The sequence below is a fragment of the Streptomyces griseus subsp. griseus genome, assembly GCF_003610995.1.
Classification (GTDB): Bacteria; Actinomycetota; Actinomycetes; order Streptomycetales; family Streptomycetaceae; genus Streptomyces.
In genome coordinates this window covers 2,290,895-2,305,455 of sequence record NZ_CP032543.1, presented here as the reverse complement: position 1 = coordinate 2,305,455, position 14,561 = coordinate 2,290,895, and the positions used below count along the sequence as shown (strand labels likewise).

General features: G+C 74.1%; 10 protein-coding genes and 1 pseudogene. 3 read left to right on the top strand and 8 right to left on the bottom strand.

Annotated features, from left to right (window positions below):
* The first annotated feature begins 4 nt into the window (after positions 1 to 4).
* Together D6270_RS10600 and D6270_RS10595 are read left to right on the top strand one after the other, a co-directional pair.
* Positions 5 to 427, top strand: coding sequence for an acyl-CoA thioesterase (locus tag D6270_RS10600; protein ID WP_109165638.1), 423 nt, complete (start codon positions 5 to 7; stop codon positions 425 to 427).
* The gene (locus D6270_RS10595; RefSeq protein WP_109165639.1) at positions 424 to 1,179 is read left to right on the top strand and encodes a DUF8010 domain-containing protein; all 756 of its coding nucleotides are present in this window, start codon (positions 424 to 426) and stop codon (positions 1,177 to 1,179) included. Before D6270_RS10600 ends, D6270_RS10595 begins: the two co-directional genes overlap by 4 nt.
* A 45-nt stretch (positions 1,180 to 1,224) precedes the next feature.
* On the opposite strand, the gene D6270_RS10590 is transcribed toward D6270_RS10595, so the two are convergent.
* Positions 1,225 to 1,629 (bottom strand): globin, encoded by a 405-nt coding sequence (locus tag D6270_RS10590; protein ID WP_109165640.1) that lies wholly within the window; start codon positions 1,627 to 1,629, stop codon positions 1,225 to 1,227.
* 143 nt (positions 1,630 to 1,772) lie between these two features.
* Here D6270_RS10590 and D6270_RS10585 point away from each other — a divergent pair, with 143 nt between their 5' ends.
* On the top strand, positions 1,773 to 2,783 hold the full coding sequence (locus D6270_RS10585; protein WP_109165641.1) for a methyltransferase domain-containing protein: 1,011 nt from the start codon (positions 1,773 to 1,775) through the stop codon (positions 2,781 to 2,783).
* Between the two features lie 64 nt (positions 2,784 to 2,847).
* On the opposite strand, the gene D6270_RS10580 is transcribed toward D6270_RS10585, so the two are convergent.
* The 7 genes and pseudogenes from D6270_RS10580 to D6270_RS10550 form a co-directional block, all read right to left on the bottom strand.
* Positions 2,848 to 4,302, bottom strand: coding sequence for an FHA domain-containing protein (locus tag D6270_RS10580; protein ID WP_109165642.1), 1,455 nt, complete (start codon positions 4,300 to 4,302; stop codon positions 2,848 to 2,850).
* An 82-nt stretch (positions 4,303 to 4,384) separates the two neighbouring features.
* Positions 4,385 to 5,764, bottom strand: a complete 1,380-nt coding sequence (locus D6270_RS10575) for a vWA domain-containing protein (RefSeq protein ID WP_109165643.1) — start codon at positions 5,762 to 5,764, stop codon at positions 4,385 to 4,387.
* A 19-nt stretch (positions 5,765 to 5,783) separates the two neighbouring features.
* Complete coding sequence (locus D6270_RS10570) at positions 5,784 to 7,157, bottom strand: PP2C family protein-serine/threonine phosphatase (protein ID WP_413251915.1); 1,374 nt, start codon at positions 7,155 to 7,157, stop codon at positions 5,784 to 5,786.
* A gap of 467 nt (positions 7,158 to 7,624) precedes the next feature.
* Positions 7,625 to 10,542 (bottom strand): annotated as a pseudogene (locus tag D6270_RS10565) (tetratricopeptide repeat protein).
* Positions 10,539 to 11,909, bottom strand: coding sequence for a hypothetical protein (locus D6270_RS10560; protein ID WP_109165645.1), 1,371 nt, complete (start codon positions 11,907 to 11,909; stop codon positions 10,539 to 10,541). Before D6270_RS10560 ends, D6270_RS10565 begins: the two are co-directional and overlap by 4 nt.
* A gap of 122 nt (positions 11,910 to 12,031) precedes the next feature.
* On the bottom strand, positions 12,032 to 13,081 hold the full coding sequence (locus tag D6270_RS10555; protein ID WP_109165646.1) for a glutamate ABC transporter substrate-binding protein: 1,050 nt from the start codon (positions 13,079 to 13,081) through the stop codon (positions 12,032 to 12,034).
* Positions 13,082 to 13,092: 11 nt separating this feature from the next.
* On the bottom strand, positions 13,093 to 14,481 hold the full coding sequence (locus D6270_RS10550) for a GlnX family signal transduction membrane protein (RefSeq protein ID WP_109165647.1): 1,389 nt from the start codon (positions 14,479 to 14,481) through the stop codon (positions 13,093 to 13,095).
* Between the last annotated feature and the right edge of the window lie 80 nt (positions 14,482 to 14,561).

Below are 14,561 nucleotides of genomic sequence, written 5' to 3'. Positions count from 1 at the left end.
CGTCTTGGCCCGTCACCTCTACAGCTGCCCCCTGCGCTGGTCGGACATGGATGCCTTCGGCCACGTGAACAACGTGGTCTTCCTCCGCTACCTGGAGGAGGCGCGCATCGACTTCATGTTCCGGCTGGCGCCGGGGGACGGCTCGCCGTCGTTCTCGGGCGGGTCCGTCGTGGCCCGGCACGAGATCGACTACGTACGACCGCTGGTGCACCGGCACGAGCCGGTCACCGTCGAGTCGTGGGTCACGAAGATAGGCGCCGCGTCGCTGACGATCGCCTACGAGATCAAGGACCCCGATCAGGTGTACGTACGGGCCTCGACCGTCGTCGTCCCGTACAACCTGGCCGAGGAGCGGCCCCGGCGGATCTCCGCCGAGGAGAAGCTCTTCCTCCAGAAGTACCTGGCAGAGGAGCCCGCCGCGGCATGACGGTGCCTGTGCAGTCGCTGCTGTTCGCCGACGCGAGGGAGGCGGCGGATCTCGCCGCCTTCCTCGGCCGGCTGCTCCACTACGACCGGGCCGCCGCGGTCCGGTTGCAGGCGGGCGGCGGCGACGCACTGGCCGTGTTCGGCCGCCCGCCCTCCTTCGAGGTCCTCGCCATCCGTGCGGCCCGCCTGGCCCGCCCCGAGACGCTGGACGTCACGGTGTCGGCCGGCGAGCTGCTGGAGTCCCTCGACGTCTCCGGGGAGGGCCAGGGTCCGGAAGATGCCTCGGGCAAGGGGCCGGGGGATCTCTCCGGGGAGGGTGCCGGTCAGCGGGGCGGCGCCTTGCCCGCTCCCGTCACCGGGCCGCCCTGGACCGGTGTCCTGCCGCCCCGGGGGCCCTGGCGGGAACAGGCCGGGCTGCCCCGGCCCGACGCCCTGCGCACCGGCCTCCACGCGGCCGTCGCCGAATTCCGTACGCGGGACGAGGCGCTGCCCGAGGAGCTGCGTACCCGCGCCGAACGCGACCGGATCGGCCGGGAGATCTGGTCCCGGCCCGTCGGCGCCACCGAACTCCCGCTGCGCGCGGTCCACGCCGCCCAGTCCCTCGGCTTCCTCCGCGCCGACCCCGGCTTCCCCGTCTCGCTCCTCGCCGCGGGCGGCTGGCTGCGGCTGCGGACCCCGTTCGGCTCGGTCGCCCTCCGCCGCGACCCCGTCGGCGGGCTGGGCGCGCTGGCCCTCTCCGTCGACCACCGCTGAGCCCGCGGGGCCGCTCGCCTTGCGCTGAGCCGCCGGCCGGCGCCGTCAGCCGGCCGTGTTGACCATTGAGGCCGCCGCGTACGTCAGGTAGTCCCACAGCTGCTTCTCGTGCTCGGGCGCGAGCCCCAGCTCGTCCAGCGCCACCCGCATATGGGACAGCCACGCGTCATGGGCCGCCCGGTCCACCCGGAAGGGGGCGTGCCGCATCCGCAGCCTCGGGTGGCCTCGGTGGTCGCTGTAGGTGCGCGGGCCGCCCCAGTACTGCATCAGGAACAGGGCGAAGCGCTCCTCGGCCGGTCCCAGGTCCTCCTCCGGGTACATCGGCCGCAGCAGCTCGTCGTCCGCGACCCCCTCGTAGAACCGGTGGACCAGGCGCCGGAAGGTCTCCTCGCCGCCGACCTGCTCGTAAAAGGTCTGCTCCTGAAGCGTGTCGCGCGGAATCTCTGTCACCCGTCCATGGTCGCAGACGCACCGGCCGAGGTCAGGGGTCCTAGGACCAATGGCCGGGACCACCGCCCCCACCCACCCACCCGCCCGGTCCGCCGCTGCCGCCCGCAGTCGCCCCCGCCGTCCCGCCGCAGGACAGTGGAGACATGGGCGCACACCGCGAAGTCCCGTCCGAGACCGAGCCGGAGATCGCTACCGATCCTGAGGCCGAGCAGGCGCACCACGCCCTGGTGCGGGACATCGTCGCGCAGGGCGGGCTCACCGACCCCGCCTGGCGGGCGGCCTTCGAGGAGGTGGAACGCCACCTCTTCGTGCCGTACTACTACGTGCGCGGCGGCCGGGGTCACGAGCGGCTCTGGGGCGAGGACCCCGATCCCGTACGACGCCGGCGCTGGGCGCGCGGAGTGTACGGGGACGAGGCGCTGGCCACCCGGATGCGGGACGGGGTGCTCATCTCGTCCTCCAGCCAGCCCTCGCTGATGGCCCTGATGCTGGACGCCCTCGACGTACGGGACGGGCACACCGTCCTGGAGATCGGCACCGGCCCCGGCTACAACGCGGCGCTGCTCTCCCACCGGCTCGGCGACACGGCGGTGACCAGCGTCGATCTGGACCCGGAGATCACGGACGCGGCCCGCAGCCATCTCGCCGCCGCCGGATACCGCCCCACGGTCATCACCGGCGACGGGGCCCGGGGCTGCCCGCAGCGAGCCCCGTACGACCGGATCATCGCCACCTGCACGCTGCCCGCCGTACCGCCCGCCTGGCCGGAACAGTGCACCCCGGGGGCGCGCATCCTGGCCCCGGTCGCGACCGGGCTCGTCTCGCTGGACGTACGCACGACGGCGCACGGTCCACGCGCCGAGGGGCACTTCCTGCACACTCCGGCGTACTTCGTACCTCTGCGCGGGGGCGCACCGCAGTCCGAACCGGTCGCGCGCCCCGGCGGAGTGCCGAGGCGCGCGATGGGGGATGAGCTGTTCCGGTTCCTGCTGACCCTGACGGCGGGCAGCCTCGACCCGCGCGAGGCCCTCTCCCTCTGGGAGCGCGAGGAGAGCCCGCAGCGGGAGAGGTACGGCGTCACGGTCGCGGACGGCCGGCAGTGGGCCTGGCTGGACGACCCGGAGGGGCCGTACACCTGGCCCCTGGCCGGGTGAGAACACTTGGCCAGGGGCCAGGCGAGGGCTGCGAGCCGGCCTGATCCGAACCGAGAGGCCCGCCCTACTCCCGGCGGATCGTGATCGTCGTCCAGGCCCCGACGTGCACCTGGTCGCCGTCCTGGAGGGAGACGGGGACATACGGCTGGATCGGGTCCTCGGCGCCGTTGAGCGTGGTGCCGTTCGTGGACTTCTGGTCGACCACGGACCACCCGCCGTCGGGCTGCTGCACGAGCACCGCGTGCTGGTGGGAGACGCCCGGGTCCTCCGGCGGCACCGACAGGTCGATGTCCGGGGACTCACCCGTGCTGTGCCGGCGGCGGCCGATGGTGACCTGGCTCCCGGTGAGCGGCAGGCGCTGTTCGGGGGAGTACGCGGGCAGGTTCAGCCCGGTCGCCTCGGGGCCGCTGCGCTGCATCATCGCCAGGAAGTAGTCGCGGTCCGGCGCGATGACGGCGGTCCAGGTGGTGGCGGTGGGCTGCTGCGGCTGCCCCTGGCCGGGGAGCTGACCGTAGCCCTGGTCCGGATCCTGGCTCTGGCCCTGCTGACCCTGGCTCTGCCGGCCGTGCTGCTGGCCGCCCCGGTCGTAGCCCTGGTCCTGGCCGTAGCCCTGGTCGCGGTCGTAGCCCTGGTTGCCCTGACGCTGGTCCGGATGGCCGCCCTGCTGGCCCTGGTACGGGGCCTGCTGCTGGAACGCCTGGGGCGGCTGTTGTGCCTGGGAGGGCGGCGGCAGCACCCAGTCGTCGCCACCGCCACCGCCGTGGGGGGACTGCTGCTGGGGCGGCGCGAACGGTGAGGACTGCTGGGGCTCGAACGGCGAGGGTGCCGACTGCTGCTGGCGCGAGGGCGGCTGCTGCTGGAAGACCGGCGGAGGCGGCGGTCCCTGCGGGAACGCGCTCGGCGGAGGACCGCCCTGGCCGCCCCGACCACCGCGCTCGTCCTGGCCGGTGTGACCGGACCGGTCGTCGTGCCCCGTCTGCTCCGGGTTGAGCGGCTCGGCGGGACGGTTCATCTGGGAGGGCCGCGAAGCCTGGAACTCGAACGGGTCGTGCTGCTGGGACTGCGACGGCGGCTGGGAATGCTGAGGCGCGCCGCCGGGGCCGCTCTGTCCGCCGGGGCCGGCCTGACCACCCTGGCCGCCCTGCCCACCGGGACTCTGCTGGGCCAGGAAGCCCGGCGGCAGGTTGAGACCGGGCGGCGGGCCGCTGGACACGCCGGGCTGCGGAGCCAGCGGCGTGTACGAGGTCGCCGTGTTGGTGAGGAAGTTCCAGCGGCACTCCTCGCAGTACGGCGCACTCGCCTCGCGCGGCGTGCGGCACTGCGGGCAGAGCTCCGCCTGCATCGTCGGCGGTCCGCCGTCGTTGCCGGCGGGCGGCGGGTAGCCGTAACCGGGCGCGGGGGGCGGCGGAGGCGGCGGGGGGACGGCGCCGGCGGGGGCGCCCGTTCCGGTCATGCGGTGTCCGCAGACCTCGCACCAGTCCTCGGAACCCGACTGGTGTCCGTTCGGGCAGGTCGGCATGTCGGCGCTTCCCCCTCTCCTCGTCCGGCCCGGGGGCCGTCATGCTCTCGATCGGTCGTGACCGTTCGGCCACCGAGTGCTGCTACTTCTTGACGCGAACTGTCTTGGTGGAGCGCGTTTCGAGGGTCATCTCGTCCGCTTCCGCGACCTTCGCTTTCAGTCGCACAGTACCGGTCGCCGCATCGACCACGTCGACCACCTTCGAAAGCAGTTTCGCAGTGTCCTGGTTCCCGGACGCCGATGCCAGTTGCACCGCACGGCCCAGTTTCGCCGTCGCACCGTCGAAGTCGCCCGACTTGCGGGCGTCCAGCCCCTGCTGGATGACCTGTGCCAGTTCCGCCTGGCCTGTGTAGTGCGCGACCTGCGGATTGATCGAGGTCGACGCCACCATGTCGTCCGTCCACACCGCCCGTACGAGCCCCTGCGAGAGCACCTGCGGGGCCCCCGCGCCCGAGGGGTCGGGCAGGATCAGCGAGACCCGGGCCGCCAGCATCTCCTGGCCGATCCCGGCCTCGGGGACCAGCACGCAGACGTGGTAGTCGCGGGACTCGTCGCCCCAGGAACCGGTCGGGTAGTCCCCGGCACGGGGGCCCGCCTCCGTACGCCGGCCGGTCAGGTCCTCGACCGTGGGCGCCACCTGCTTCACGAACCGGATCTCCACCCCGACGGGCGTCCAGAGCCGCAGCGCCACGTCCGCGACCTCCTTGCCCATCGCGTTCTCCATCATCTGCGTGAAGTCGGCGGCGAGACCTGCGGGGTCGGCGACGATGTCGGCGGTGCCCAGCAGGGCGGAGGCGATGGAGGTGACCTCCTTCACCTCCCAGTCGGTGCCGACGCCCCGGGCGTCACAGGTGAACCGGCCCGCGCAGGAGTCCAGCGCGGCCCGCAGGTCCTCGGGCGCCTCGTGCTCGTTGCGGCCGTCGGTCAGCAGGATGCCGTGCCGGATGTCCACGTCGGCGGCGCCCAGCAGCCGGTCGGCCAGCCGCAGCCAGGTACCGATCGCGGTCCCGCCGCCCGCGCTCAGCCTCCGCAGGGCCTCCTTCGCCTGGGCCTTCGTCTGCGCGTCGGCGACCGCGAGCCGCCCGTTGCCCGGGTAGACGTCCTTGGCCACATGCGTACCGGCGACCACCGCGAACCGCGTGCCGTCGCGCAGCGTGTCGATGGCGGCGGCCGTCGCGTCGCGTGCGTTGCGCATCTTGGTGGGCGGGTAGTCCATCGAACCGGAACAGTCGACCATCAGCACCACCGCGGCGCTCGCCCCCTGCCCCGGCCCGGACCCGTACCCGGGTATGTGTCCGGGTGAGGCCGTCGCGCCGGGCAGCGGGATGCCGCCGGTGGTGCCGCCGCCGGTCGAGGTGACGGTGACGATCGCGTTCACCTCGCGTCCGCCCTCCGGCAGGAACGCGTTCTGGTACACCTCGACGGAGAACTGCGGCACGTTCGACTTCGAGAAGTTGGCCATCTGGTCTGCCCCCTGCGGCTCAAACGGTGGTGCAGGCCGATCCTGCCCCTTGCGGCTCCACGGCGAACGGCAGCAGCGCCACTGTTACGTTGTCGTGGCCCCCGCCGTCGAGTGCGTGCCCGACGAGCACCTGGGCGCCGTGCAGCGGGCGCTGGTGGGCCTCGGGAGGCACGGCGGCGGCCATCTCCTCGGCGGATTCCGCGTAGTTCCACAGGCCGTCCGTGCAGACCACCACCAGGCCGGGGCGGTCCGGCTTGAACGACGCGGTGTGCGGCTCCAGTTCGTAGGAGTCGGCGCCGAGCCAGCCGGTGATGGCGTGGGCGCGCTCGTCCGCGTACGCCTCCGCCTCGTTCATCAGGCCCGCCGCCACCATCTGCGCGGCCCAGGAGTCGTCCTCGGTGAGCCGGGCGGGTGGGCTCGTCCGGTCGTCCGGCACCCAGTAGACCCGGCTGTCGCCGACCCAGCCGACGACCAGCAGACCGCCTGCCATGATCGCGCCGACCAGGGTGCAGGCCGGGGCGTTCTGATGGCGGTGGGCCTCGTGCTCCGCCGATCCGGGCGGGTCCTGGGCCAGTGCGTTCACCGCCTCCGACGCGGCGACGATCGCCTCGTGCATGGCCTGCTGCGGGTGGGTGCCGCGCGGCAGGGACTCCAGCAGCGCCTCGTTGGCGGCGCTCGCGGCGGCGGCCGACGCCTCGTCGGGCCGGCTCGCCGAGGAGACGCCGTCGCAGACGATCGCGACGACGGCGGGCGATCCGTTCGGCAGCGCGGTCGAGGAGACCGCGAAGGAGTCCTCGTTACGGTGGTGGCGCAGGCCCCGGTCACTGACGGCGGCCACCGAGCCGAGCTCCTGCTCCATGTGGTCGCGCTCGCGGGGCTGGGCGTGCCCGCAGTTCTCGCAGTACCCGTCGGGGTCGACCCGGCCGGACCGGCAGGCCACACAGACCTTCGTCCCGGCGGCGGGCGTCGGCGTGGGCTCCGCCGTACGGGGATCGGGCGCGGCGAGCGCGAAGTCGCCGGAGCCGTCGGGGGATTCGGCGGGCGGGGACGCGGTGGGTGCGGTGGCGGGCCCCGCAGCGGGCGTACCGGCGGGCTCCGGAGCGGTCGGCCCCGCAGACGCCGCCCGGTCACCGTGGCCCCCCGGACTCGCGGTCCCGTCGTCGTGGCGCACCGGCGGTGCCGGGGTCTGCCCGTCGTGGCCCACCGGAGGCGTCGCCGCCTGCACGTCAGGGCGTCCCGGGGGCGTCGCGTGCCCGCCCTCGTGCGCCGGAGGCGTCGTCGGCAGCGGCGTGCCGCCCGAGTCCGTGCCGGGCAGGTCCGTCGGCCGGACCACCGGCGCGGGCACGTCGGAGCTGTCCGTCGAAGGGGCGGCCGGCCACTCCACGGCCGCCACCGGCGCCGCGGGTGCGTCGGGCGCGGCGAGCGGCGTCGGCGGGGCGGCTGGGGGCGCGGCAGGCGAGGGCTGAGTCGCAGGCGGGACGGCGGACGCCGGTGGGGCCGGTGGGGATACGGCAGTCGCGGGCGGGCCCGCAGGCGGTACGGAAGACGGGGCCGGGGCCGCAGGCGGGACGGCATGGGCGGGCTGAGCCGCAGAGGACAGGGCAGGCCCGGGCGGAGCCGCCGGTGGTACGACGGGCGCAGGTGGCGCAGCGGACCCGGGTGGGCCCGCAGGCGGCACGGCGGCGCCCGACGGCCCCGCCGGGGGCACCGTGATCGCCGTCGTCGGGCGGTCGTCCGGGCGGGACGGTACGGCCGTGAGGTCGTAGCCGCACGCACCGCAGAACAGGTCGCCGGACGCCGGCGGTTCCTCGCAGCCGGGACACCTCGCCAGGGCGGGCTGCTGGTGGCTCTCTGACATCTTCACACCCACGTCCGGGGGCGGAAACGGTTGGCCCGCTCCACCAGTTCGATCCTCTCGTCGCCCCGCTGGGCGAGCCGGGCGAGCATGCGGTACGAGCGTTCCAGGCCCGACCGCAGCCCCCGCTCGTCCAGTCCGGCGTCGAGCAGCCTCCGGGTGTCCGGAGGTCCGGCCGGCGATCCGCCCGGCGGCGGGGCGCCGGGACTACCGGAGAGTACCCAGTCCAGCGCCTTGCCCAGTACCTCGGTCGTCAACTGTTCGCGGCGCACCGGGTCCAGGCCGAACCCGGTCAGGGCCGACACCTGGACGGCGGCGGCCGTCAGGTCGGTCAGCAGGGGCTCGGCGGGGTCCCGCTCGCGCAGCCGTGCGCGTACGGCTGCGACCCGGGCCGCCGTGTAGTGGATCGACGCCTCCGGCACCGACTCCAGGGTGTGTGCCGCCCCCGCCCGGTCCCCGGCGGCGATCTGCACCCGGGCCAGGCCGAACGCCGCGCTCACGAAGCTCGGATCGGTCGCCCACACCAGGCGGTAGTACTCGGCGGCGTTGTCCAGCTGGCCCAGCACCTCCGCGCAGATCCCCAGCGCCAGCTTGGGCGCGGGCTCCCCGGGGAACGCGTCGTACACCGCGTCGAAGGAGAGCGCCGCGACCTCGTGGTCCCCGGTCACCAGCGAGGCGATGCCCCGGTACCAGACGACCCGCCAGTCGTCCGGGTGCCGGGCCTCCAGCTCGGTCAACGCAGCGGCGGCGGAGTCCTGTTCGCGCATCTCCAGCCGGGCCCGCAGCTCCCGCAGCCGGGTCTCCAGCGAGGCCGCGGGCACCATCCGCAGGGCCGAGATCAGCTCGGCGGGGGCGGAGGCCATCAGCCCGGCGAGAAACCCGGCGTTCGGGTCGTTCGCGTCCACCCGGGGGACCGGCAGCGCCAGGGCGGTGCCCCGCGCGTCGAAGAGGGCCAGCCGTACGTCCCCGGCGGTCGTCCCGAGCGCGCCGTACGGGCCGGTCGGGTCCGGCCGCTCGGCGGATACGGCCTCCCGGGGCGCGGGCACCGACGCGGGGGCGTGCGCGGGTGGTGCGTACGCCGCTGCCGGGCCACCACTCTGCGGACCGGCGTACGCACCCGTGCTCCGGGCGCCCTGCGGACCAGCGGTCGGGGCCGTCTGCGAACCGGTGCTCGCACCACCCCGCACATGGGTCGCCGCAGCCGTCAGCGGAGCCGCCCCCGAAGCAGGCCCCGCGCCCGCCCCGGGCCGGACGGCTGCCCGCCCATCGGCAGTGCCCCCGCGACCGCAGAAGTCACGGCCCCCGGAGCCACCGGCACGCCACCACCCTGCGCCGGAATGGCGGGCAGCGGACCCGTACCGCCCTTCCGGCGGCCGAAGCGCCCGCCGCGCCCCGAGGACGCCGCCCGGGCGCCCAGCCGGGACACGTCGTCCACCTGCTCGGCGAACAACTCCGTGTCCGTCACCCGCAGTTCCGGACCGAACAGCGTCGACAGCGCCGGTCTCGGCCGGCCCGTCTGGAGCGCCACTACCTCGCGCAGCACCCCCGTCAGCTGCTCGGCCATCTCTGAGGCGGAGGCGAACCGCCGGGCCGGGTCCGGGTCGGTGGCCCGGACCAGGAGACGGTAGAAGGACTCGTAGGTGCGCAACACCTCGATGTGGTCGGGGTCCGGGAGCGAGTCCACGAAGATGCTCGTGTACCCCTGGAAGTCGAAGGTGAGGACCGCCAGCGTCCGCGCCACCGTGTAAAGGTCGGAGGCGACCGACGGGCCGACCTCGGCGATCTCGGGGGCCTGGTAGCCGACGGTGCCGTAGATCGCGGACTCGTCGTCGTCCATCCGGCGGACCGCGCCCATGTCGATCAGTTTGAGCTGGTCCTCGGTCTGGATCGCGTTGTCGACCTTGAAGTCGCAGTAGAGCAGGTTCCGGCTGTGCAGATGGCCGAGCGCCTCCAGCGCCTCGATCCCGTACGCGCAGGCCTGCTCCACCGGGAGCGGGTCGCGCTGGCCGGAGGGGGTGCGGCGCTGGTTGGCGATCTCCTTGAGCGCCTTGCCGCCGACGTACTCCATGACGATGTATCCGTCGAGTGAGCCGGTCCGCTGGTCCAGGTGCTCCACGAAGTTGTAGATCCGGACGATGTTGGCGTGCTCGATCTCGGCGAGGAAGCGGCGCTCGGAGATGGCCGCCGCCATCGCGTCCTGGTCGCCGGTGTCCAGCAGTCCCTTGAGGACCACCCAGCGGTCCGAGACGGCCCGGTCCACCGCGAGGTAGACCCAGCCGAGCCCGCCGTGCGCCAGGCACCCCACCACCTCGTACTGGCCGTGCACGATGTCGCCGCCGGTCAGCTTCGGCACGAAGGAGTAGGGGTGGCCGCACTTGGTGCAGAACCCCTCCGTGCGGCCCGGCCGCTCACCACGTGAACGCCCCACCGGGGCCCCGCAGTCCGAGCGGGAGCAGAATCGCTTGCGCTCGGGCACCTCCGGGTTCTCCATCACCGCCGTGCGCGGGTCTGGCCGGGGCACGTCCGGGACCTGCACCAGGCCGACGCCGAGCCGACCCCGGGTGGAGGAGGCGGCCGACGAGCCCGAGGAGCGCACCGAGACCGAACGGGAGGTGGAGGAGCCGGAGAGCGAGCGCGACAGCCGCCCCGACACCGAACGCCGCGAGGTCGACGAACGCGACGAGGTCGACGAACGCGACGAGGAGCGCGCGGAGGCACCCGAGGAGGAGCGCTGGGAAGAGCTGGTGCGGTCGCTGGAACGGCCACTGGCCCGGCCGCCGCCCGCGATCCCGGTGGGCGGCGAACTGAGCATGCCCGTCGGCGAGACGACCGGGGCCAGACCGCAGGTGTCGCAGAACAGCTCACCGCCGCCCATGTCCTCGTAGGCACCCTCGCACGCCGGGCGCTGGCACTGCGTACTCATCGTGTCTCCCCCTGATCCCCCTGGCCGCCCTGCCCGCCGTCGTCCCGCCGGTCCCCGGGACCCTCGGGCGGACGCGGTGTCAGCAGCTCGGCCACCGCCTGCTGGTAGCGCAGCACGTTCTGCTCGGCCACCCGCAGATCGCAGGGCGCGCTCCACAGCATCCGGCGGGCCGCGTCGTACCTCTCGATCAGCAGCGGGTCCTCCGCCAGACCGTGCCGGGCCACCTTCGCCTTGTACGCGTCGAGTCGGCCGCGCAGCTCGGCGCGGACCGCCAGCGGGGCCGTCACCGAGGTCAGCGACTCCCGGGCGCGCAGCAGCTCCTCCTCGGCCTCCTGCTCCAGCGACTCCAGGAGCGGGGAGAGCCGGTTCCACTGGGCGCGCCTGCGGTACTCGGCGGCGATGTCCAGCCGCTCCTGGAGGGCGGTCGCCGGACCGCTGACGGCGGGCACCTCCGAGGCGGCGATCTTGGCCAGCACCTCGCCGCGCGCCGCCCGCGCCTCGGTCAGCGTGCGGTCGGCCCGTGAGAGCACGTCCCGCAGCCGCATCAGCCGCGCCTCGGCGTCCTGCCGCACCGCGAGCACCGCTTCGATCTCCCGCCGTACGTCCTCCAGGGCGCGGGCCGCCCGGTCGTAGCGGGAGGTGTCCGGGCGGCCACCGCCGGGCGCGGCGCTGCCGGGGCCCGGCAGCCAGAACGCCAGCGGGTCGGAGATCACCTGCACGCGCAGCGTGGTGAGCTCCTCGGTGATCTCCTCCAGGTCGTCCCCGGCCGGGTGCTCACCGGGCCGCACCCCGACCGAGTGGGCCAGCGAACGGGTGCGGTGCAGCTCGGCGGCGAGCAGATCGATCCGGGCGGGCAGCGCCGACCAGACGGAGTCCGAGGCGACGACCATGTCCAGCGACCTGGCGTACAGCTCGTTCATCCGGGCCACCAGCTCCTGGAGCGAGAACCGCTCCGACAGCCGGGCCGGTCCCGTCACCGAGGAGGGCGGCACCGCACCGGAGTTGGCCACGGTGACCGCCTCGCCGCGCAGCAGCTCGGTCAGGGCGGCCAGGTCCTCCCGGCTGGGGTGGCGGCGGCGGGCCCGTATGTCCCGGGCCTCCTCCAGCGCGCCCGCGTAGGCGTCGAAATACCCCCACAGCAGCGTGATCGACTGCTCGGTCCCGGCCCAGCGCTCCCGGGTGACGCCGGTCAGCTCGGCGCCCTCCAGCAGGCGGCGGCCCGCATGGTCCTGCAAGGCCAGGAGCGAGGTCTCGATGGCCTCGTGCTCCGCGCCGAGCCGGGCCAGCGCACGGTCCGCCTCGTCCCGGTCCATGACCGGGCCGGGGGGCCTCCCCGCGAAGCTGGGGAAGGATCCCGCGACGCCCATAGATCACCTCTCCGCTCTCGCCGCCGGGCCGGTGGGCCCGGACGGGGTCAGTTGCTCCGGTACGTACGCGTCCGCTCCGGCACACGTCCCCTGAGGCACGTACGCGTTGCGGCGCGCCGGGTTCACTCGCTGCGGTACTTCGGGGCCGGCGGCGCCGTGATGCCGGGCAGCCCGGCCGCCAGCCACTTGCGGTACGACACCATCCAGGCGCTGTCCTTCCCACCCGCCCGGTAGTCGACCAGGACCTTGTTGACCCGGGCCACCAGATCGTCGGCCCCCTTCTTCGCCGCGACGCCGTAGAACTCGGTGGTGAACGGCCCCGCCCCCTTGAGGGCCACCGCCGGGTCCTGCGCCGCCTGCCCGGCGCCCAGCGCGTTGTCCGTGAGGACGGCGTCGACCTCGCCGAGCTGGAGCCGGACCAGGCAGTCCAGCTGGTTGGGGACGGTCAGCTGGTCCCGGTCCCGCTCGGTGCCGTCGAACTCGTCCTTGAATATCGCCCCGTACGACTCCTTCTCCAACGCCTCGTACGCGGTGGTGCCCTCGCCGGAGCAGACCCGCTTGCCCTTCAGCGAGGCGTCGTACCCCGTGATGGGGGAGTCCTTGGGGGCCAGGATCTGCTGCCCGGTCCGGAAATAGGCGGTGGAGAAGGACACCTGCTCCAGCCGCTTGCAGTTGATGGTCATCGTCCGCACGATGACGTCGACCCGGTCCCGCTCCAGGGCGGCGATGCGCTGGTTGGTGGGGATGGTCCGGAAGATCACCGCGTTCGGGTCGCCCAGGATGTCCTTGGCCAGCGCCCGCACGAGGTCGATGTCGAACCCTTCGAGCTCACCGCTGTACGGGTTGCGGTAGCCCCAGCGGTAGCTGTTCTGGTCGACGCCCGCGACCAGCTTCCCGCGCGCCTTGATCTTCGCGATGCCCGGGCCGTCCGCTGACGAGGGCGGCAGGCTCGCCTCCGGATCGGTGCACGCCTCGGCCCGCACCGGCACGGTCGCCGTCACACCGGCGCCCGCCGTCTCCGCCTCCGCGGCCCGCCCGCTGTGCCAGGAGAGCGGCAGCAGGGTCAGCGCGGCGGTGATCACGCACGCCACCGCCATCGCCGTCACCCCGCCCCAGCCGCGCAGCGCGCTCCGCGCGGGGCGGCGCCTCGCCGACGTCCTCGACCTGGTCATCGCTGCCCCTCTCACCGGTACTCCGAGAGCCTGCGGTTGACCCCGAGGATCGCGGCGACCGCTCCCAGCACCGCCAGTGCGGCGGCTCCTGTCGGCAGGCCCCGCAGAGCCCCTCGCCCGTCCTCGGCGGCCGCGGTGAACTCGCCCTGCTCATGGGCGAGCGCCGTCCGCAGCGCGGTGTCGACCTGCTGGAAGGACTGGCCCGTGGAGTCCTTCGCCCCGATGATCTGGACCAGCGCGCCGTCGTAGTCGCCCTGGTCGTCCGTGGCGCGCGCCTTGCGGTGGCGCTCCTGCCACTCGGTGACGCTCTTGGCGGCCTTGGCCACCGGGGTGCTGCCGCTCTCGTCGTCCGCGAGCCGCTCGGCCTGCTTCAGCTGCGCCTGGAGGGCCTTCATGCCCGCGATGTAGTCCGTCTCGTACTGGTCGGCCGAACCGTCGGCGGTCAGCACGGCGCCGCGCGCCACCAGGGTGAGGTTCTCGTTGGCGCGCGCCTTCAGGGAGTTGATCCGCGCGTTGTTGAGCACGTCGAGTGACTCCTGGCCGTGCACCATCGCCGACCGCAGCTCGGTGCGGGCCACCGTGTGCCCCACCGCCAGCCAGAGCAGCACCACCGAGGCGGCGGCCGTCGCCACCAGCAGCCCGTGGTTGAACACCCGGTTGGTGCGGCGGTAGTTGCGGCGCTGCATCCACACCAGCGCAACCAGCACGATGAGTCCGGCGGCGAGCGAGAGGAAGGGCCACTGCCGGGCGTCGGCGGCGTCCCGGTCGAGTCGGCCCGTCTCCGCCGCGTACAGCCGCTCGGCGGCCGGCAGCAGCTCGGCGCTCATCTTCTGGTTGGCGTACCGGAGATAGGCACCGCCCAGCGGCAGGCCCTGCCGGTTGTTGGCGCGGGCCCGCTCGATCAGACCGGTGTAGACGGGCAGCAGCTCGTTGAGGGTGGTGATCTCCTGCGCGGAACTGGTCGAGGAGTCGGTGTTCGCCGACGCCTTCACCAGCAGCCGGGCCGCTTCCTCGATGTCCGTGCGGTACTGGTCCTGCACGGCCTTCGGCTCCTGCGCCCCCGCGAGGAAGCCGCTGGCCGCCATCGTGTCCGCGTCGGCCAGCGAGCGGTAGATGTCCGCCGCGTCCGCGCTGAGCGGCTGGCTGCGCCCCACCACGTCGTCGGCGGCGGAGGCCCGGTGCGAGATCTCCAGGGCGGTCACCGCTCCGAACGCCGCGACCAGCAGCGCCAGCACGGCCCCGATGATCTGGAGGCGGCCGGGCTCGGTCGTCGCCACGGCGCGCAGCCGACGGGTCCGCACGGCCCAGGTGCTCCGCCGTTGTGCGGGCAGGCCGGTGGGCGCGGGCGCCTGATCGGGCGGGCGCCGCGTCTGCGGGCCGCCCTGCGGCAGCTGTGTCACTCGACCTCCCCCTCGGTCACTGACGGTCCCCGGGCCCCGGGCGATCGGGGCCGGTGCCCGGCCAGAAGTATGGCCGCGGG